The sequence below is a fragment of the Nonomuraea marmarensis genome, assembly GCF_043197025.1.
In the GTDB taxonomy this organism is placed as follows: Bacteria; Actinomycetota; Actinomycetes; order Streptosporangiales; family Streptosporangiaceae; genus Nonomuraea; species Nonomuraea marmarensis.
In genome coordinates this window covers 104,437-122,726 of sequence record NZ_JBICRM010000004.1, presented here as the reverse complement: position 1 = coordinate 122,726, position 18,290 = coordinate 104,437, and the positions used below count along the sequence as shown (strand labels likewise).

The 18,290-nt window shown below is 71.0% G+C and carries 16 protein-coding genes; 10 read left to right on the top strand and 6 right to left on the bottom strand.

Annotation, left to right across the window (positions count from 1 at the left end; all coding sequences use genetic code 11):
- Positions 1–26 precede the first annotated feature (26 nt).
- Complete coding sequence (locus ACFLIM_RS07950; protein WP_393163534.1) at positions 27–521, top strand: GNAT family N-acetyltransferase; 495 nt, start codon at positions 27–29, stop codon at positions 519–521.
- 31 nt (positions 522–552) lie between these two features.
- Here the strand turns inward: ACFLIM_RS07950 and fusA are convergent, their stop codons facing one another.
- Positions 553–2,568, bottom strand: coding sequence for an elongation factor G (gene fusA, locus ACFLIM_RS07945; protein ID WP_393163532.1), 2,016 nt, complete (start codon positions 2,566–2,568; stop codon positions 553–555).
- Between the two features lie 401 nt (positions 2,569–2,969).
- On the opposite strand from fusA, the gene ACFLIM_RS07940 reads away from it, so the two are divergent.
- The 3 genes from ACFLIM_RS07940 (at position 2,970) to ACFLIM_RS07930 (ending at position 5,033) form a co-directional block, all read left to right on the top strand.
- Positions 2,970–3,686 (top strand): GNAT family N-acetyltransferase, encoded by a 717-nt coding sequence (locus ACFLIM_RS07940; RefSeq protein WP_393163530.1) that lies wholly within the window; start codon positions 2,970–2,972, stop codon positions 3,684–3,686.
- 43 nt (positions 3,687–3,729) lie between these two features.
- Positions 3,730–4,590, top strand: a complete 861-nt coding sequence (locus tag ACFLIM_RS07935; protein WP_393163528.1) for a lysophospholipid acyltransferase family protein — start codon at positions 3,730–3,732, stop codon at positions 4,588–4,590.
- A gap of 173 nt (positions 4,591–4,763) precedes the next feature.
- Entirely contained in the window at positions 4,764–5,033 is a 270-nt protein-coding gene (locus tag ACFLIM_RS07930) for a WGxxGxxG family protein (RefSeq protein WP_393163526.1), read from the top strand.
- A gap of 230 nt (positions 5,034–5,263) precedes the next feature.
- On the opposite strand, the gene ACFLIM_RS07925 is transcribed toward ACFLIM_RS07930, so the two are convergent.
- Positions 5,264–5,851, bottom strand: a complete 588-nt coding sequence (locus ACFLIM_RS07925; RefSeq protein ID WP_393163524.1) for a TetR/AcrR family transcriptional regulator — start codon at positions 5,849–5,851, stop codon at positions 5,264–5,266.
- Between the two features lie 102 nt (positions 5,852–5,953).
- On the opposite strand from ACFLIM_RS07925, the gene ACFLIM_RS07920 reads away from it, so the two are divergent.
- Complete coding sequence (locus ACFLIM_RS07920; RefSeq protein ID WP_393163522.1) at positions 5,954–6,922, top strand: NADP-dependent oxidoreductase; 969 nt, start codon at positions 5,954–5,956, stop codon at positions 6,920–6,922.
- Between the two features lie 61 nt (positions 6,923–6,983).
- Here the strand turns inward: ACFLIM_RS07920 and ACFLIM_RS07915 are convergent, their stop codons facing one another.
- From ACFLIM_RS07915 to ACFLIM_RS07900, 4 genes are all read right to left on the bottom strand, one after another.
- Positions 6,984–7,988 carry an aminoglycoside phosphotransferase family protein gene (locus ACFLIM_RS07915; RefSeq protein ID WP_393163520.1) on the bottom strand — a complete coding sequence of 335 codons (1,005 nt, stop codon included), beginning with the start codon at positions 7,986–7,988 and terminating at the stop codon, positions 6,984–6,986.
- Positions 7,989–8,151: 163 nt separating this feature from the next.
- Positions 8,152–9,306 carry an acyl-CoA dehydrogenase family protein gene (locus ACFLIM_RS07910; protein WP_393163518.1) on the bottom strand — a complete coding sequence of 385 codons (1,155 nt, stop codon included), beginning with the start codon at positions 9,304–9,306 and terminating at the stop codon, positions 8,152–8,154.
- Entirely contained in the window at positions 9,303–10,457 is a 1,155-nt protein-coding gene (locus tag ACFLIM_RS07905; RefSeq protein ID WP_393163515.1) for an LLM class flavin-dependent oxidoreductase, read from the bottom strand. Before ACFLIM_RS07905 ends, ACFLIM_RS07910 begins: the two co-directional genes overlap by 4 nt.
- A 13-nt stretch (positions 10,458–10,470) precedes the next feature.
- Positions 10,471–11,655 carry an SfnB family sulfur acquisition oxidoreductase gene (locus tag ACFLIM_RS07900; RefSeq protein ID WP_393163513.1) on the bottom strand — a complete coding sequence of 395 codons (1,185 nt, stop codon included), beginning with the start codon at positions 11,653–11,655 and terminating at the stop codon, positions 10,471–10,473.
- A 90-nt stretch (positions 11,656–11,745) separates the two neighbouring features.
- Between ACFLIM_RS07900 and ACFLIM_RS07895 the strand changes: the two genes are divergently transcribed.
- The 5 genes from ACFLIM_RS07895 to ACFLIM_RS07875 are packed head-to-tail and all read left to right on the top strand — an operon-like array spanning position 11,746 to position 18,290.
- The gene (locus tag ACFLIM_RS07895; protein ID WP_393163510.1) at positions 11,746–13,371 is read left to right on the top strand and encodes an ABC transporter substrate-binding protein; all 1,626 of its coding nucleotides are present in this window, start codon (positions 11,746–11,748) and stop codon (positions 13,369–13,371) included.
- Positions 13,368–14,987, top strand: coding sequence for an ABC transporter substrate-binding protein (locus ACFLIM_RS07890; RefSeq protein WP_393163508.1), 1,620 nt, complete (start codon positions 13,368–13,370; stop codon positions 14,985–14,987). Before ACFLIM_RS07895 ends, ACFLIM_RS07890 begins: the two co-directional genes overlap by 4 nt.
- Positions 14,984–15,913 (top strand): ABC transporter permease, encoded by a 930-nt coding sequence (locus ACFLIM_RS07885; protein ID WP_393163506.1) that lies wholly within the window; start codon positions 14,984–14,986, stop codon positions 15,911–15,913. Before ACFLIM_RS07890 ends, ACFLIM_RS07885 begins: the two co-directional genes overlap by 4 nt.
- Positions 15,910–16,722, top strand: a complete 813-nt coding sequence (locus ACFLIM_RS07880; protein WP_393163504.1) for an ABC transporter permease — start codon at positions 15,910–15,912, stop codon at positions 16,720–16,722. The genes ACFLIM_RS07885 and ACFLIM_RS07880 overlap by 4 nt, the downstream gene beginning before the upstream one ends.
- The gene (locus ACFLIM_RS07875; protein WP_393163501.1) at positions 16,716–18,290 is read left to right on the top strand and encodes a dipeptide ABC transporter ATP-binding protein; all 1,575 of its coding nucleotides are present in this window, start codon (positions 16,716–16,718) and stop codon (positions 18,288–18,290) included. Before ACFLIM_RS07880 ends, ACFLIM_RS07875 begins: the two co-directional genes overlap by 7 nt.

Sequence of the window (18,290 nt, the reverse complement as noted above, 5' to 3'; positions counted from 1 at the left end):
CCTCAACCCGATCGCGAAGGATTTCGATGCCGGACCTTTCCGTGCGCCCCGCGAGCGCCGCCGACCATCCCGCCATGGAACGTCTCTGGCAGATGTTCCGCCACGACATGTCCGAGTTCGAGGCGCAGCTGCCCAACCCCGACGCCACGTTCAGGAGCGAACGGCTGCAGGCGGCCTTCCAGGACGCCGACTGGGCGCCGTACCTTCTGGTGAGCGGCGAGCACCCGGCCGGGCTCGCGATCGTGCGCGCCCTTTCGGGCCCGGCCCGCGTGCTGAACAGCTTCTTCGTGGTACGCGGTGCGCGCCGGGCCGGGATCGGGCTGCGGGCCGCCCAGGAGGTGGTCGCCAGGCACCCCGGCCCGTGGGAGATCGCCTTCCAGGACGCCAACGCGGGCGCCGTGGCCTTCTGGCGGCGCGTCGCCACCGAGATCGCCGGTGACGCCTGGACCGAGGACCGCAGGCCCGTTCCCGGCCGCCCCGAGCTGCCACCCGACGCCTGGATCTCCTTCACGACCGCCTGAGGATGGCCCCGTCCCCGGGGCCATCCTGCGTCTACGGCGCCGGGGCGTACCCGGCGGGCCGGGTGGTGAACGTGCCCCGGCCCTGGGTGCGGCTGCGCAGCCGGGTCGCGTACCCGAACACCTCGGCCAGCGGCACCGTAGCGGTGATCACCACCGTGCCGCCCCGCGCCGTCGAGCCCGAGATCCGGCCGCGCCTGGCCGCCAGGTCGCCCAGCACGTCGCCGGCCGCGTCCTCCGGCACCGTGACGGTGACCTCGGCCACCGGCTCCAGCAGCACCATGACGCAGGCCCGCAGCGCCTCGCGCAGCGCGAGCCGGCCGGCCGTGCGGAACGCCAGTTCCGACGAGTCCTTGGGATGGGTGGCCCCGTCGGTCAGCGTGACCCGCAGCCCGGTCACCGGGTGGCCGCCGAGCGGCCCGTCGGCCAGGGCGTCGCGGCACCCGGCCTGCACCGCCCGCACGTACTCGCGCGGCACCCGCCCGCCGGCGACCGTCGAGCCGAACTCGAAGCCGTCGCCGTCCAGCGGCTGCACGTCCAGCACGACATGGGCGAACTGCCCGGCGCCCCCGTCCTGCTTGACGTGCCGGTACAGAAGCCCCGACACCCCCTGGACGACCGTCTCCCGGTGGGCCACCCGCGGCCGGCCGACGCCGACGTCCAGCCCGTGGGCGCGGCGCAGCTTCTCCGCGGCCACCTCCAGGTGCAGCTCGCCCATCCCGGACAACACCGTCTGCCCGGTCTCGGCGTCGGTCCTGACGACCAGCGAAGGATCCTCCTCGGCCAGCCGCGCCAGCGCCGCCGCCAGCCGGTCGGCGTCGGTGCTCCTGCGGGCCTCGACGGCCACGGACACCACCGGGTCGGCCACGCTCGGCGGCTCCAGCACCAGCGGCGCCTCGGGCGCGCAGAGGGTCGTCCCCGGTCGGGCCGCCTTCGGCCCGACCACCGCGACGATGTCCCCGGCCACCGCCTGCTCCACCTCGGTGTGCCGGTCGGCCTGCACCCGAAGGATCCGGGCGACCCGCTCGGTGCGCCTCGCGCCCGTGTCCAGCACCGCGTCCCCCTTCCGCATCGTCCCCGAGTACACCCGCAGGTAGGTCAGCCGCCCGGTGGCGGTCGAGCTCACCTTGAACACCAGCGCGGCCAGCGGCGCCGCCGGGTCGGCCGCCCGTGCCGCGCCGTCCCCGGCCCGCACCGGCGGCACGTCCAGCGGCGACGGCAGGTACGCCACCACCGCGTCGAGCAGCGGCTCGATCCCCCGGTTCCGGTACGCCGAGCCGCACAGCACCACGACGCCCGCACCGCTACGGGTCAGGTCGCGCAGTGCGCCCGCCAGCGTCCCTTCGGAGATCTCCGGCCGGGTGCAGAATTCCTCCATCGCGTCCGCATGCAACTCGGCCACCGACTCCTCCAGCAGCCTGCGCCGCCGTCGCGCCTCGCTTACCAGCCCTTCCGGCACCGGGCCCTCCTCGTGGATGTCGCCCGACCAGACCAGCGCCCGCATCCGGACCAGGTCGACGACTCCGGTGAAGGCGTCCTCGTGCCCGATCGGCAGCTGCACCACCAGTGGCGCCTTGTACAGCCGCCGACGAATCGATTCGACCGCCGCATCGAGGTCGGCTCCGGCTCGGTCCAGCTTGTTGACGAACGCGACGCGCGGCACGCCGTACCGGTCGGCCAGCCGCCACACGGACTCACTCTGCGATTCGACGCCCGCGACGCCGTCGAACACCGCGATCGCGCCGTCGAGCACCCGCAGCGAGCGCTCCACCTCGTCGGAGAAGTCGACGTGGCCGGGCGTGTCGATGAGGTTGACCCGGTGGCCGTCCCAGTCGTAGCTGACGGCCGCGGCGAAGATGGTGATCCCCCGGTCGCGCTCCTGCGCGTCGAAGTCGGTGACGGTCGTGCCGTCGTGCACCTCGCCGCGCTTGTAGGTGGCGCCGGCGAGATAGAGCATCCGCTCGGTGACGGTGGTCTTGCCGGCGTCGACGTGGGCGAGGATGCCCAGGTTGCGTACGGAGGCGAGTGGGTTGGAGAGATGAGCACGCACAGCCCATGGCCCTTTCGGGTCGTTCGTGAACAGGACAGCGCGATTACCCGAAACGGCATGCGGAGACCCCGGCTCGACATCCGGGGAAGTGCAGGTGTCCGTCAGGGCATCCAGTGGCGGCCGCGCGGCCGGCACCGGGGCGGCGAAGACGCCAGGATCACCTCGTAACGCGACGGGGGGACGATCGCAGCGGTGCGGTGACGCACGGCCGGCTCCCTTCCCTCGTCATGGCGTTTCGAGGCGAGTGTAGTGAAGCCGGTTCGGGTGGCAAAACGGTTATTCAGCGGCCCCAAGCAGGAGGTTCACCACGCGGACGCCTCGCTGCCCCCGATGAGAGACTCAGCCGTCATTTCGGCATGTGGACATAGGTGCGAGACCCTTTCAGGGAAGGACGCGCGCCCATGACGATCTCTCTCGACACCGGTCGTTACACGGTCGGCATGGCCACCACCGCCGCCGACGTACAGGCCGCCCAGCGACTTCGATACGACGTCTTCGCCGGGGAGATGGGGGCGCGGCTCGACAGCCCGGTCTCCGGCCTCGACGTCGACCGGCTCGACGCCTACTGCGACCACCTCCTCGTACGCGACGGCCGCCAGGTCGTCGGCACCTACCGGCTGCTGCCCCCGGGGCGGGTCGACCGGTTGTACTCCGACGGCGAGTTCGACCTCGGCAACCTCGCCCCCATCAGGAAGGACCTGGTCGAGGCCGGCCGCACCTGCGTGCACCCCGACCACCGCAGCGGCGCCGTGGTCGGCCTGATGTGGGCGGGCATCGCCCGCTACATGGTCGAGGGCGGCCACCAGTGGCTGGCGGGCTGCTGCTCGGTGCCGCTCGACGACCGGGGCGCGCTCGCCGCGGCCGTCGTGGAGCGGGTGCCGCTCGGGCCGGAGGAGCACCGGGTCACGCCGCGCAGCCCGTGGCGCGGCCGGGCCGCGTCCCGTTCCGACCGGTTCGTGCCGCCCGCGCTCCTGCGCGGTTACCTGCGGCTGGGTGCCTGGGTGTGCGGGCCGCCCGCGCACGACAGGGACTTCGGCACCGCCGACTTCTTCGTGCTGCTGTCCATGGCCAACGTGAACACCCGCTACCTGCGCTACTTCCTCGGCGAGCCGTTGTGAGCGAGCGAACCAGTTTACTCACAGGACCGACGAAGGAGGGCCTGTGAGTGCCATAGTCGCGGAGGTTAATCCCTGGCGGCCGATGGGACCGTGCTCTCCCGATGCCTGTGTGCAGGCCCCGGCCGCCGTCGCGGGGCCGGTGCATCGGGTGGCGCGGCTGCTGGTGGCGGTCCTCGTGGTGTTCGCGGGCCTGCCCATGGCACTCGTGCTCTGCCGGGCGCGGGTGGCCTGGCGGGCGGAGATCACCAAGGTCTGGGCGCGGCTGCTACTGCGCGCGCTCGGCATCAGGATCGAGGTCACGGCGGACTTCTCTATTTCAGAGCAAGTTTCTGCTGCGCCGGGCGCGTTGGTCGTGGCCAATCACGTCTCATGGCTCGACCCGCTGGTCATCGCGGCCACGGTGCCGTCACGGCCGCTCGCCAAGCGGGAGATCGCCGGATGGCCGGTCGTCCGCACGCTGGCGGCCGGCTCGGGCGCACTGCTGATCGACCGGGAGCGGCTCTACGAGCTGCCGACGGCCGTCGCGACCGTCGCGGACGCGCTCAGGGCGGGCGACACGGTGGTCGCCTTCCCCGAGGGCACCACGTGGTGCGGGCGGGGGATGGGGCGGTTCCGCCCGGCCGTGTTCCAGGCGGCGATCGACGCCGGCGCCGTGGTGCGACCGGCCACGCTGCGTTACCGCGAAGGGGAGGCGACCTCCACTCGCGCCTGCTACGTCGGTGACGATTCGCTGCTCGCCTCCGCGCTGCGGGTGGCCGCGACCCGGCGGCTGGTCGCCGAGGTGACGCTGTTCGCCCCCGTACGGCTGACATCCACCGCGCGGCGGCACGAGGCCCGCGCGGCACTGGCCGAAATCGCCGAGGCACAAGTACGCACCGGCATCGCCGACAGCCACCCCGTTTAACCGTTTAAACAGATCATCGGGTGCGGCGAGAAGGCGTTTGAGGGGGGCGGGACGATGGTAGATGCGTACCTAGCAGGGGAAATGGAGATCGCCCCGCTATCGGGAACCTTCCGCCAGGAAGGTGTGATAGGCGGTCTCCGCGGTTCTTGAGACCGCCGGATCGGGGGAACCCAATGCGCAAGACGCTCACCGGGCTGGGCCTGGCGTTCTTCTTGACGCTCGTCCCAGCCGCTGCGGCAACGGCTGATACGCCGGTCGCACCGGTCGCGCAGAGCCAGGTCACGCCGGCACCGCAGCAGAATGACATGAGGAGCGACGGCGGCGGAAACGCCGGCCTGTGGGGCCTGCTGGGCCTGCTGGGCCTGCTGGGCTTGGCGGGCATGCGCCCGAAGCGCCACGTCGGCACCTCAGAGCACATGTCCAACCGCACCCCGCGCCCATAACCGATCCGGCCCCGGTCTCATGACCGGGTGAGATCGGAGGTGGTACGGCTGCCGCGAGGTCGGCCGTACCACTATGGCGTTCGCGACCCTCTTCGATTCGGTTCCTGATCACCCTCGTGGGCTGCGGCTCGACGGCGGCCCCCAAGCCCGACGTTCGCGTTCAGGTTTTCGGGGTGGGTCACGACGGACCTGCTCCTTGGCTCGCATGAGGGTAGGGATTTCGCTCTTGATCATGTCAGTCTCTTCGTCCCACCCCGCTCCGGTGCCGCGAGACCGTCCATGACCAGCGAGAACAGGTGGTCGCGGCGGGGGGCGAGCGACGGTGCCTGGTCGGTGATCCAGCTGAGCGCGTTGACCAGCGCGAACAGGTCTGTCCCGTCGATGTCCCCGCGAATGTGCCCCACCGCCTGCGCCCGCTCCAGCAGCCGCCCGGCTGCCGCCTGCATCCCGTGACACGACGCGTACAAGGGGGACGCCTCGTCATTGAGCGTGGCCATCATCGATCCGGCCAGCCCGCGATAGGCGCCCGCGCCGCCGGCGAAGTCGCGCAGCCACTCCAGCAGCGCCTCCCGCGGCGAGCCGGCGTCCGCCAGCGCTTCGGCTCGCGCCGCCAGCCGGTCGAAGCCCTGCCGCAACAACGCCTCCAGCAGTGCCTCCCTCGTCGGGAAGTGCCGGTAGAGCGTACCGAGGCCGACCTCGGCCCGGCGCGCGATGTCGCGCAGTGACGCCTCGGTGCCCTGCTCGGCGACGACGACCCGGGCAACCATGAGAATGCGCTCCCGATTGCGCCGCGCATCGGCCCGCGGTTCACCCGCCATGGTGATGAAGCCTCCCTGTTGACAATCGGAGCACCGCTCCGGTTAAGATTCGGAGCAGTGCTCCGCATCATAGCCGAGCCGAGTTCAGCAAAGGAGACACCCATGCCCGAGACCATGAACGCCGTGCGCATCCACGAGTTCGGCGGCCCGGAAGTCCTCACGTACGAGAAGGTCCCCCGGCCCGAGCCCGGACCGGGCGAGGTCCTGATCCGCGTGCACGCCGCCGGCCTCAACCCACCCGACTGGTACGCCCGCATCGGCTTCGCCAACATCCCCGAGCAGATGCGCCCGACGTTGCCCCTGCCCTCCACGCCCGGTTCGGACGCGTCAGGCGTCGTTGTGGCCCTCGGTCCCGAGGTGACCGACTGGCAGGAGGGGGACGAGGTGTTCGGGCTCATCCGCTTCCCGAGTCTGGGCAACGGTGGCAAGGCGTACGCCGAGTACACCACCTCGCCGGCCGAGCACCTCGCCCGCAAGCCCGCGTCCATCGACCACGTGCACGCGGCGGGGGTCCCGATGGCGGGCCTCACGGCGTACCAGTACCTCTTCGACCACATCGGGCTGGAGCCGGGCAGCAGGGTGCTGGTCAACGGCGCGGCCGGCGGGGTCGGCCACTTCGCCGCACAACTCGCCAAGGACGCGGGCGCGTACGTCATCGGCGTCGCCTCGGGTCGGCACGGGGCGTTCCTGGGGGACTTGGGGGTGGACGAGTTCATCGACTACACCGCCGTCGCGGCAGAGGACGTGGTACGGGACATCGACTGCCTGATCGACACCGTCGGCGGCCCCAGGGGGTATCGGTTCCTGCCGGTGCTCAAGGACGGCGGCACGCTGAGTCCCGTCTTCTACGGGGAGTACCACCTGGAGGAGGCGGCGAAGCGCGGGATCGTACGGCGATCGGGCCAGGTGCACTCGGACGGGAAGCAGATGGCCGAACTGGCCCGGCTGCTGGAGGCCGGTCGGCTCCGCGTGGGGATCGACAGCGTCTTCTCGCTCCCAGAGGCCCCGAAGGCCCACGAACGCGCCGAACAGGGGCACATCCAGGGAAAAATCGTGCTAAGGGTCGCCTGATCGCCTAAGTCATGAGCCCGGCGTCGGTGGCGCTCGCGGATCGCCACGATCGGGATCGAGCTCAGGCGAGCGATTCGCCGGCCAGGATGCGTTCCAGGGTGCGTTGGCCCATCCGGCACATGACCGGGTTGCTTTCCACGTAGTACCAGACCACCCCCATCGCCTGCGCGAACGCCCACGCCTTGCCTCGCTCCCATTCGAGGTCGCCGCAGCCGAGATCCTCGCGGAGCACCTGCCGCGGCCCGGCCTCGAGCAGATGCCACGCACTCACGAGATCCAGAGCGGGATCAGCCGGTCCGAAGCCGCCGACGTCGAGAATCCCGGCCAGCCGACCGGCGGACACGAGCACGTTGCCGGGAATGAGATCACCGTGGGTCATCACGTCCTCGGCCGCGCTGCGCGGCAGGCTCCGCATGATGGCCCACATTCGGCGAAGCCGGGGAACATCCAGGAGTTGCTCGCTGTGCCTGAAACAGGTTTCCATCCACGCGTCATGGGAGTGCAGGTCGCCTCCTCGGCCTTTGCCGGCGAACGTGCGGCCACGCGTGTCGATCGCGCGCAGGTCGCGGATGAGATCGGCCAAGTCGTGGGCGAACGCGACCGATTCGTCCGGGTCCTCCTCGGTGGCCACGACGCCGGGCAGCCACGTCTGCACCGACCACGGAAGCGGGTAGCCCGCCCCGGGTTCACCGAGCGCGACCGGCTCGGGGGTGCGAAACCGCGTGCGACCTACCAGCTCGCGGGCTGCTTCCGCTTCGGACTCCAGCCAGCGCCGGGTCGACTCGACGTCCCCGGGCTGTAGCGGGAGCCGAGCCGCGAACCGGTCGCCGATACGGAAGATGGCGTTGACCGTGCCCTGGGCGGCGATGCTCCTGATGGGCAGGCTCCGCCACTCGGGAAACTGCTCATCCACCAACGTGCGTACTGTCTCGAGTGACACGGTCAGCTGGTCAACGTGCATCTTCACACCGGGAGCGTCCCGCGTCTCAATCTTCAACCGCAAACTGTTTTCGGTCGCGCACGCCTCATGTTGAGGGCGGCTTCGGGCCAGTGCTGTCCAGTCCAAGGAGGCCCTACCAGGCCCCGCACAGTCGCGCGGGGCCTGGTGGCGGAGGCCTCGGTCTGTCCTGGCTTCAGCCGTACTGCGGCGGGTAGGGCGGCTGGTGATAGTGCTGTACCGGCAGATGGCGGGTCACTCGCGCGATCGGTCGCTTCGGCCCGCCTACCTGTTAGAAGAGGCCGTTCAGGGGTGGTTCTGTGCCGTTCAGGCGGTGGGCGCCGACCACCGCGGCCTTCCAGGCGCGGGGGTTGTGGTTGGCGACCGTCCGGGCGTTGCGCCAGTGCCGGTCCAGGTTGTGGCTGCGGGCCACCGCCGAGCCGCCGCCCACGTCGAACAGGAGCTCGCCCGCCTTCAGGGCCGACTCCGCCGCGAAGAACTGGGCCTGCGCGACCTCCACCGCCGCCGTCGTGAGCAGGTCCGGGTCGAGATCGCCTGCCCACGCGCGGTCGATGGCGGACGCGGCGCGCAGGACCGCGGCCTCGGCCGCGTACGCGCGGGCGGCGATCTCGCCCACGGCATGCTGGACGTACGGGTCGTCCACCGAACGCCCCGCGCTGCTGTGCTCGATGGGGCGGGCACGGTCGCGGGCGAAGGCCACCGCGTCCTCAAGGGCGTTGCGGGCGATCCCCGCCTCGACGGCGGCCAGGTAGAGCTGGAGGAACGGCGTGACGGGGGAGCGGCCGGCGCCATGAGCGCGCTTGGCGATCTCGGAGGGGTGTACGGTGACGGCGGTCAGCCTGGTCGTGCCGCTGGCGGTCAGGCGCTGGCCGATGCCGTCGAAGTCGTCCACCAGTTCCAGGCCCTCACGGTCGCTCGGCAGCGTGAAGTACACCCTCTCGCCGTCGTCCCCGACCGCCGCCAGGCCGATCCAGTCGGCGTACAGGGCGCCGGTGCTGTAGTACTTGCTGCCGTCCACCTTGCCGTCGGCGCTGATCCGCGTGCGTACCGCGCCGCTCGGCCCGCCGAGCTCCCAGCCCGCGTTGCCGAAGACGTCCCCGGCCAGGAAACGCGGGTACCATCGCGCGCGCTCCTCCTCCGAGGCGGACAGCAGGTGCTCGACCCGGCCGAAGCTCGGGCGTACCGCCTGGGCGATGTTCGAGTCGGCGGCGGCGAGGTCGATGAGGAAGGCGAAGACCTCCTCGACCGTGGCGCCCGCCCCGCCGTGCTCGGCGGGGATCCTGAACGTGAACAACCCGGCGGCGGCCAGCGCGCGGATCTGCTTGTGCGGCAACTCCCGGATGCGTTCCCGCTCGGCGGCGCCCTCGGCCAGCGAAGGGAGCAACTCCGCGGCCCGCCGCCGCAACTCGGCGAGATCAGCGGTCATCGGGTTCCCGCCGCCGCGAACGGGATCGAGGCCGGTTCCGAGGCGGCGGGCTCGTACGGGTGCCGCCACAACCCGCGCTCCCGCAGGATCGGCAGCACGCCCTCCCCGAACCAGTACGCCTCCTCCACATGCGGATGCCCCGACAGGATGAACTCCGTGATCCCCAGCCGGTGATACTCCTCGATCCGATCGGCGACCTCGGTATGGCTCCCGACCAGCGCAGTCCCGGCCCCACCGCGCACCAGCCCGACGCCGGCCCACAGGTTGGGATAGATCTCCAGGTCGTCGCGCTTCCCGCCGTGCAGGGCGAGCATGCGCTTCTGCCCCTCCGACTCGCTGCGCGCCAGACCGGCCTGCACCTGGGCCACCGTGGCCGGGTCAATCCCGTCCAGCAGCCTGCGGGCCTGCGCCCACGCCTGCTCGGCGGTGTCCCTGGAGATGACGTGCAGCCTGATCCCCTGCCGCAGGGTACGGCCCTCGGCGGCGGCGAGCCCGTTCACCCAGGCGATCTTCTCGGCGACGGCGGCGGGCGGCTCGCCCCAGGTGAGGTACGCGTCCACGTGCCGCGCCGCCACCTGCCCCGCCGCCGGCGACGAGCCGCCGAAGTAGACGTCGGGCACCGGGTCGGGCAGCCGGTTGAGCCGCGCCTCCTCCACCTTGAGGTGCTCCCCGGCGAAGGACACCGTCTCTCCCCGCCACAACGAGCGCACGATGTGCAGGAACTCGTCGGTACGGGCGTACCGAGCGTCCTTGTCCAGGAAGTCCCCGTACGCCCGCTGTTCGTGGCTTTCCCCGCCGGTCACCACGTTGAGCAGCAGCCGCCCCTGCGAATGCCGCTGGTACGTGGCCGCCATCTGCGCCGCCAGCGTGGGCGAGACCAGCCCAGGACGGAACGCCACCAGGAACTTCAGCCGCTCCGTCGTGTCCGCCAGCATCGCGGTCGTCAACCAGGCGTCCTCGCACCACGCGCCGGTGGGCGTGAGCGCGCCGACGAAGCCGAGCTGCTCGGCCGCGTGCACGATCTGCCGCAGGTACGGCAGCGTGGCCGGTCGGGCGCCGCCGGCCGAGCCCGGGGGCAGCCCGTGGCCGCCGCCCACGACGTCGCGGCTGTCGCCGTACGTGGGCAGGAACCAGTGGAACGTCAAAGTCATCTCGTCAATCCCCTTAGAGCAGGCCGTGGCGCGGGGGCAACTGGCCGTTGAGTACATACCGGCCGATGTGCTGGATCTTCCAGCGGGCCGGATCGTGCAAGGTGTGGGTACGGGCGTTGCGCCAGTGCCGGTTCAGGTTGAGCCCCTCCAGGCTGGAACGGGTGCCGCCGAGCTCGAAGATCGCGCTGCCCAGCTCGACCGCCACCGGGTCCGCGAACGCCTTGGCCGTGGCCACCGCGATCGAGGCGGCGCCCGCCGAGGCGTCGGTCAGGTCCGCGCGGGCGGCGTCCACGGCCGCGCCGGCCGCGTCGAGCAGCGCCTCGGCGGCCCGCACCTTGACGGCCAGCTCGCCGACCCGCTGGATGACCAGCGGATCGTCGGCCGCCTTGGCCTGGCCGCTCTCGAACCACGGCCTGGCCTTCGTCCTGACGAACTCGGCGGCCTCGTCGAGCGCGCCCGACGCGATGCCCACGTCGATCGCCGCGTGCAGCAGCTGCGCGAAGGCGCCGTGCAACTGCGGCCCCTGGAACGTCAGGTGATGCGGCACCACCCGGTACTCGGGCACCGCCACGTCCTCCAGCAGCACCGTCCCGCTGGCCGTGGTGCGCTGCCCCATGCCCGCCCAGTCGTCCACGACGGTCAGCCCGGCGGCGTCGCGCGGCACGTACGCCACGTGCAGCGTCTCGTCCTCGCGCCGGGCCAGCACGGGGATCCAGTCGGCGAACAACGCGCCCGTGCTGTAGTGCTTGGTGCCGTTCAGCAGGAAACCGTCGCCGTCAGGGGCGGCCACCAGCGAAGTCCGGTAGTCCTGCACGTGCTTCGTGCCCGCCTCCGACTGCGCGTTGCCGAACCGCCTGCCCTCCAGGACCTCGTCGAAGAAGAACTTGCGCTGCTCCGGCGAGCCCTGCTGGCGCAGCACGTTGACGTACACGAAGTGGCTCTGCGGGATCTGCGCGATGTTCGGGTCGGCGGCGGACAGCAGCCGGAACACCTCCGCGATCGTGCGCGCGCTCACGTCGGCGCCACCGTGCGTGCGGGGCACGGTGATCGCGAGCAGGCCGCTGGCCGACAACCGGTCGAGTTCGGGTCCGGGCAGGCGGCGTTCGGCGTCGCGTACGGCCGCGTCCACCGCGAACTGTCCGGCCAGGTCGCGAGCCACCGCCAGCGCCTCGGCGTCGTCCGCGATCACATGGGTCATGTGTTTCGTCCGTTCTGCGTGTTACGTTATGGTTCACCGTAATCCCTGCAATGCAGGTAGGCAATACCTGTTAGCTTCCTAAGGACCCCCATGCTCCCCAGGTTGAAACCGCTGCTCGCCACCGCATTGATCGCGTCACTGCTGGCCGCGTGCGGCTCCAGCCCAGAGGGCGGCGCCCCCGCGACCAAGTATGGCGGCAGGCTCGTGCTCGGCGAGAACAGCGACGAGCCGGCCTGCCTCGACCCGCACCAGCTCTCCACGACCAACACCACCGTCGTCGACCGCCCGATCTTCGACTCGCTGCTGTACCAGGACAAGGACGGCGCGCTCAAACCTTGGCTGGCCGAAAGTTGGGATATTTCCGACGACGGCCTGACATACACCTTCAAGCTCCGCCAAGGCGTGAAATTTCATGACGGATCGATCTGGAACGCGGAAGGGCTGAAGGCGAACCTCGAGCACATGCGCGACCCGGCGACCAAGTCGCCGCTGGCCGCCGCGTACATCGCGCCGTACAAGGACAGCGAGGTCGTCGACGAGCACACGCTGAAGGTACGGCTGTCGTCCCCTTACTCGGCCTTCCTCAATGTGCTCGCCCAGTCGTACCTGGCGATGATCTCCCCGAAGCAGCTCAAGGAGAACCCGGGAAGCACCTGCGAGCACCCGATCGGCTCCGGCCCGTTCGTGTTCGAGAAGTGGACGAAGGGCCAGAGCATCACGTACCGGAAAAATCCGGATTACGCCTGGGCGCCGCCGGGGCAGCACGCGGGAGCCGCGTACCTGGACGGGCTGGAGATCCGGTTCCTGGCCGAGGACGCCACCCGCTACAACGCCCTGCTCTCCGGCGAGGTGAACGTCATCGACAACACCCCTCCGTCCAACGTCGAGGACGTCAAGGCCAACCCCGACCTCACCTTCAGCACGATCGACCGGCCCGGACACCCGTTCTCCATCTGGCTGAACACCGGCCGCGCCCCCTTCCAGGACCAGAAGGTACGCCAGGCGCTCACGCTCGCCGTGGACCGCCAGGCCATCGTGAACAGCGTCTCGTTCGGCCAGTGGAAACTCGCCACCGGCTTCGTCACCCCCTCCACCCCCGACTACGCCGTCGGCCTCGAAGGCAAGATCGCCTATGACCCGGCCAAGGCCGGCCAGCTGCTCGACGAGGCGGGCTGGACGGCCAAGGACAAGGACGGCATCCGCACCAAGGACGGCAAACGGCTGACCGCGGTCGCCCTGGACAGCGGCGTGAACCCGCAGAACACGCAGATCCTCGTCCAGGCCCAGGCCGCCGCCGCCAAGGCCGGGATCGAGATCAAGATCGAGTCCGTCACGCCGCAGGTCTCCTCCGATCGCTCGGCGCGCGGCGACTTCGACCTGTCCGTCGGCATCTGGACCACGAACACGGCCGACGTGCTGTGGATCCAGTACTCCGCCGAGAACATCACCACCGACAAGCGCCGCGGCCAGAACACCACCAGGCTCTCCGACGACCAACTCGACAAGCTCCTCGAACAGGCCCGCGCCAGCACGGACGACACCGAGCGCGCCGGGCTCTACACCCAGGCGCAGGCCAGGCTGATCGACCTCGCCCCCGCCATCCCGCTGTACAACCGCCCGAGCCTGGTCTCCGCCCAGAACAAGGTCCAGGGCCTGACCTGGGACCACGCGTACGGCGCCGTCACCTTCCACGACACCTGGGTGGGCACGCCATGACCAAGAAGACCCTCGCCATCCTCCTCGCCGCCGCCGCTCTGCTCGCCGGGTGCGGCTCCACCGACGCGTCCTCGGGCGGCGACGGCGCCCCGAAGTCCGGCGGCACGCTGGTGCTGGGCGAGAACGGGCAGGAGCCGACCTGCCTCGACCCGCACGGCAACGCCAGCTCCGACGGCCCCGTGGCGACCGTGCCGGTGGCCGACTCGCTGGTGTGGTTCGACGCCGACGGCACGATCAAGCCCTGGCTCGCCGACAGTTGGCAAATCTCCGACGACGGCCTGACATACACCTTCAAACTCCGGCAACGTGTGAAATTTCATGACGGGGCGGTCTGGAACGCCGAGGCGCTCAAGGCCAACTTCGAGCACATGAAGGACCCGGCGACCAAGTCCCCGCTGGCCGCCGCCTACATCGCGCCCTACCAGGACAGCAAGGTCGTCGACGACTACACGCTTGAAGTGCGGCTGTCATCGCCGTACAAGCCGTTCCTCGACATCCTCGCCCAGGGCTACCTCGGCATGATCTCGCCGAAGCAGATCAAGGAGGCCCCGCAGACCATCTGCGAGCACCCGATCGGCTCGGGCCCGTTCATCTTCGACACCTGGACCAAGGGCCAGAGCATCACCTACCACCGCAACCCGGACTACAACTGGGGCCCGAAGAGCGCCAAGCACACCGGCCCCGCCTACCTGGACAAGCTGGAGATCCGCTTCCTCACCGAGGACGCCACCCGCTACAACGCGCTGGCCTCCGGCGAGGTGCACGCCATCGACTTCACCCCGCCGCAGAACGTCGAGGACGTCAAGGCCAACCCCGACCTGGGCTTCCTCAGCGCGATCAGGCCGGGCCACCCGATGGCGTTCTGGCTGAACACCTCGCGCCCGCCGTTCGACGACGTCAAGGTACGCCAGGCGCTGCTGGCCGCGGTGGACCGCCAGTCGATCATCAAGGGCATCTCGTTCGGCCAGTACCAGGTCGCGCAGGGTTTTGTCACCTCCTCGACCCCCGGCTACGCCGCCGGGCTGGATGGCACCATCGCCTACGACCCGGCCAAGGCCGGCCAGTTGCTCGACGAGGCGGGCTGGACGGCCAAGGACAAGGACGGCATCCGCGTCAAGGACGGCAAGCGGCTGACCGCGTACTTCCCGATCGCCGCGAACTTCCCCGCCCAGCGCATGCAGATCGCCGTCCAGACCCAGGCCGCCGCCCGGAAGATCGGCCTGGACATCCAGCTCCAGACGCCGCCCGAGCAGGAGCTCACCGACCGGTCGCTGAAGGGCGACTACGACATGAGCTCCGGCCTGTGGGCCACCAACACGGCCGACGTGCTGTGGATCCAGTACTCCTCCGAGAACATCACCACCGACAAGCGCCGCGGCCAGAACGTCGCCCGCCTGCGCGACGCCAAGCTCGACGACCTGCTGGAGCGGGCCAGGCAGGGCGAGGACCCGGCCGAGCTGTACAACCAGGCGCAGGCCAGGCTGCTCGAACTCGCCCCCGCCATCCCGTTCTACGACGACCCGCGGCCGGTCTCGTACCAGAAGAAGGTGCACGGCCTGTCCTTCACCCCGGCCTACCCGTCGCCGTACTTCTACGACACCTGGCTGGACCAATGATCCGTTTCGTCGCGTGGCGGCTGCTGGCCGGGATCGGCGTGTTGTGGGGCGCGGCCACGCTCACCTTCCTCGTACTGCACTTCACGCCGGGCGACCCGGCCGAGGCCATCGTCGGGGGCGAGGGCGCGGCCCCGACCCCCGAGGTGCTCGCCCAGGTCACCGCCGAATACGGCCTGGACCGGCCCTGGTACGAGCAGTACGCCGCGCACCTGTGGCGGATCGTGCGCGGCGACTTCGGCACCTCCTACCGGCTGCACACGCCGGTCACCCAGGCCATCGGCGAGCAGGCGGCGGCCACCCTGGAGCTGGCGGTGGCCGCCGCCGTCACCGGGCTGGTGCTGGCGATCGTGGTCGCGCTGGCCACGGCCAAGCGACGCCGCTGGATCCGCGGCCTGGCCTCGGGCTCTGAGCTGGTGGTGGCCTCGACGCCGACGTTCTGGCTGGGGATCGTGCTGCTGACGGTGTTCTCGTTCGGCCTGCGGCTGTTCCCGGCGACCGGCAGCCACGGGTTCGCCTCGCTGGTGCTGCCCGCGTTCTCGCTGGCGCTGCCGATCGCGGGCGTGCTCGGCCACGTGTTGCGCGAGGCGCTGGAGGAAGTGCTGGACGAGCCGTTCATCGTCAGCGCCCGCAGTCGCGGCCTGGCCGACGTGACCGTACGGGTGCGGCACGCGCTCAGGCACGCCCTGCTGCCGCTCGTCACGATGAGCGGCTACTGGGTGGGCGCGCTGCTCGGGGGCGCGGTCATCACCGAGACGTTGTTCACCCGGCAGGGCATCGGCCGGCTGCTGATCGCCGCGGTCAACGCCAAGGACCTGCCGGTCGTGCTCGGCGTCGTGCTCCTGTCCGCGCTGGTGTACGTGCTGGTGAACCTCGTGGTCGACCTGCTCTACCTGGCGGTCGACCCCCGGCTGAAGGGAGCGTCGTGAAGCGTCTGCGACCGGGTGTCTGGCTCGCCGCGGCCGTGCTGGCCGTGCTCGTGCTGGCCGCCGTCGCGCCCCACTTGTTCTCCGCCCAGGACCCCCTCGCCGTGGACAGCGCCCAGACGTTGCGCCCGCCCAGCGCGGCCCACCTGCTCGGCACCGACGAGAACGGCAGGGACGTGCTGGCCAGGATCGTGCACGGCACGCGTACGTCGCTGCTGCTCGGCTTCGGCGCGATCGCCATCGCGCTGGTGTTCGGCGGCCTGCTGGGCCTGGCGGCCGGGCTGGGCAACCGGATCGTCGAGAACGTCATCATGCGCCTGTCCGACATCGGCCTGGCCTTCCCGGAGCTGCTGCTGGCCCTGGTCGTCATCACCGTGGCGGGCGGCGGGACGTCCAACGCGGTGCTGGCCATCGGCGTGGCCAACATCCCCGGCTACGCCCGCCTCGTACGCGCCCAGACCTTGGCCGTCCGCAGGGCCGGCTATGTGGAGGCGGCCCACGCGCTCGGCCTGTCCGGGCCGCGCGTGGTGCTGCGGCACATCCTGCCGAACGCCATCAAACCGGTGCTCATCCTGGCCACCATCGGTGTCGGCACGGCCCTGGTGGCGGGCTCCGCGCTGAGCTTCCTCGGGCTCGGCACGCCGCCGCCGGAGCCCGAATGGGGCTCGATGTTGTCCACCGCCCGCAACTTCATCTCGCGTGCCTGGTGGTACGGCGTGTTCCCGGGCGCGGCGATCACGCTCACGGTGATCAGCGTGACCGTCGTCGGCCGGGCGCTCAGATTGCGATCGGAGGGGAGGACCTCGTGGTGAGAATCGAGAACCTGCGGGTCGCGTTCGGCGCGGCCGAGGTCGTACGCGGGATCTCGTTCGAGATCGGGCGCGGGGAATGCCTCGCGCTGGTCGGCGAGTCGGGCTCGGGCAAGAGCGTCACCGCCCGCACCCTCGTCGGGCTCACCGGCGACGGCGCCAGGGTCCGCGCCGACGCGCTGGTCTTCGACGGGCAGGACCTGACCAGGCTGCGCGAGCGCGGCTGGCGGCGGGTGCGCGGCGGCAGGATCGGGTTCGTGCTCCAGGACGCCCTGGTGTCGCTGGACCCGCTGCGCCCGGTCGGCAAGGAGATCGCCGAGGTCCTGGCCACGCACACCGACCTGACCGGGGACGCCCGGCGGGCCCGCGTGATCGAGCTGCTCGCCTCGGTCGGCGTGCCCGAGCCGGAGCTGCGCGCCGGACAGCTCCCGCACGAGTTGTCCGGCGGGCTCCGGCAGCGCGCCCTGATCGCGACCGCCATCGCGGCCGAGCCCGAACTGGTCATCGCCGACGAGCCCACCACGGCGCTGGACGTCACCATCCAGGCGCAGGTGCTCGACCTGCTGGCCGGGCTCAAGAGCCAGGACAGGTCGCTGCTGGTGATCAGCCACGACCTGGCCGTGGTGGCCCGGCTGGCCGACCGGGTGGCGGTCATGAAGGACGGCGTCATCGTCGAGCACGGGCCCACCGAGCGGGTGCTCGGCGCGCCGCGACACGAATACACCAGGCGGTTGTTGCGGGCGATCCCGGCCGAGCACACCAAGGGCACCAGGCTCTCCAGCACCGAACCCGCGCCGCCGCGCCGTCCCCCCGGGGAGGTCGTGGTGCGCGCGGACGGGATCGGCAAGTCGTTCGGCGGGAGGGTGGCCGTAGAGGAGGTGTCGTTCACGCTGCGCGCGGCCGAGACGGTCGGGATCGTGGGCGAGTCCGGGTCCGGCAAAACCACCACGGCCAGGATCGCGCTCGGCCTGACCGAGCCGGACACCGGCGCGGTAGAGGTGCACGGGCAGCGGTGGGCCGGGCTCGACCGGGCCGCCCGCCGCCGCCTGCGCCGCGACATCCAGACCGTCTACCAGGACACCCTGGCCGCCTTCGACCCCCGCTACACGGTCGCGAAAGTGCTGGCCGAGGCCCTGGCGGTGGCGGGCGTGCCGCGCGAGCGCCGCCGCGAACGCTCCGTCGAGCTGCTCGAACTCGTCGGGCTCGGCTCCGAGCACCTGGCCAGGCGGCCGCTGCAGCTCTCCGGCGGGCAGCGGCAGCGCGTCGCCATCGCCCGCGCGCTGGCGCCCGAGCCCGCCGTGATCGTGTGCGACGAGCCGGTGTCCGCGCTCGATGTGTCCGTCCAGGCGCAGGTGCTCGACCTGCTGGAGGACGTGCAGCGGGAGACGGGCGTGGCGTACCTGTTCATCTCGCACGATTTGGGCGTGGTCCACCACGCCTGCGACCGGGTCCTGGTGATGAAGGACGGCCGGGTGGTCGAGGAAGGTCCCGTCGAGGAGGTCTTCCGCACGCCCGCGCACCCGTACACCAAGGAACTCGTCGCGGCCATTCCACGACTTACGGCGGTGTGA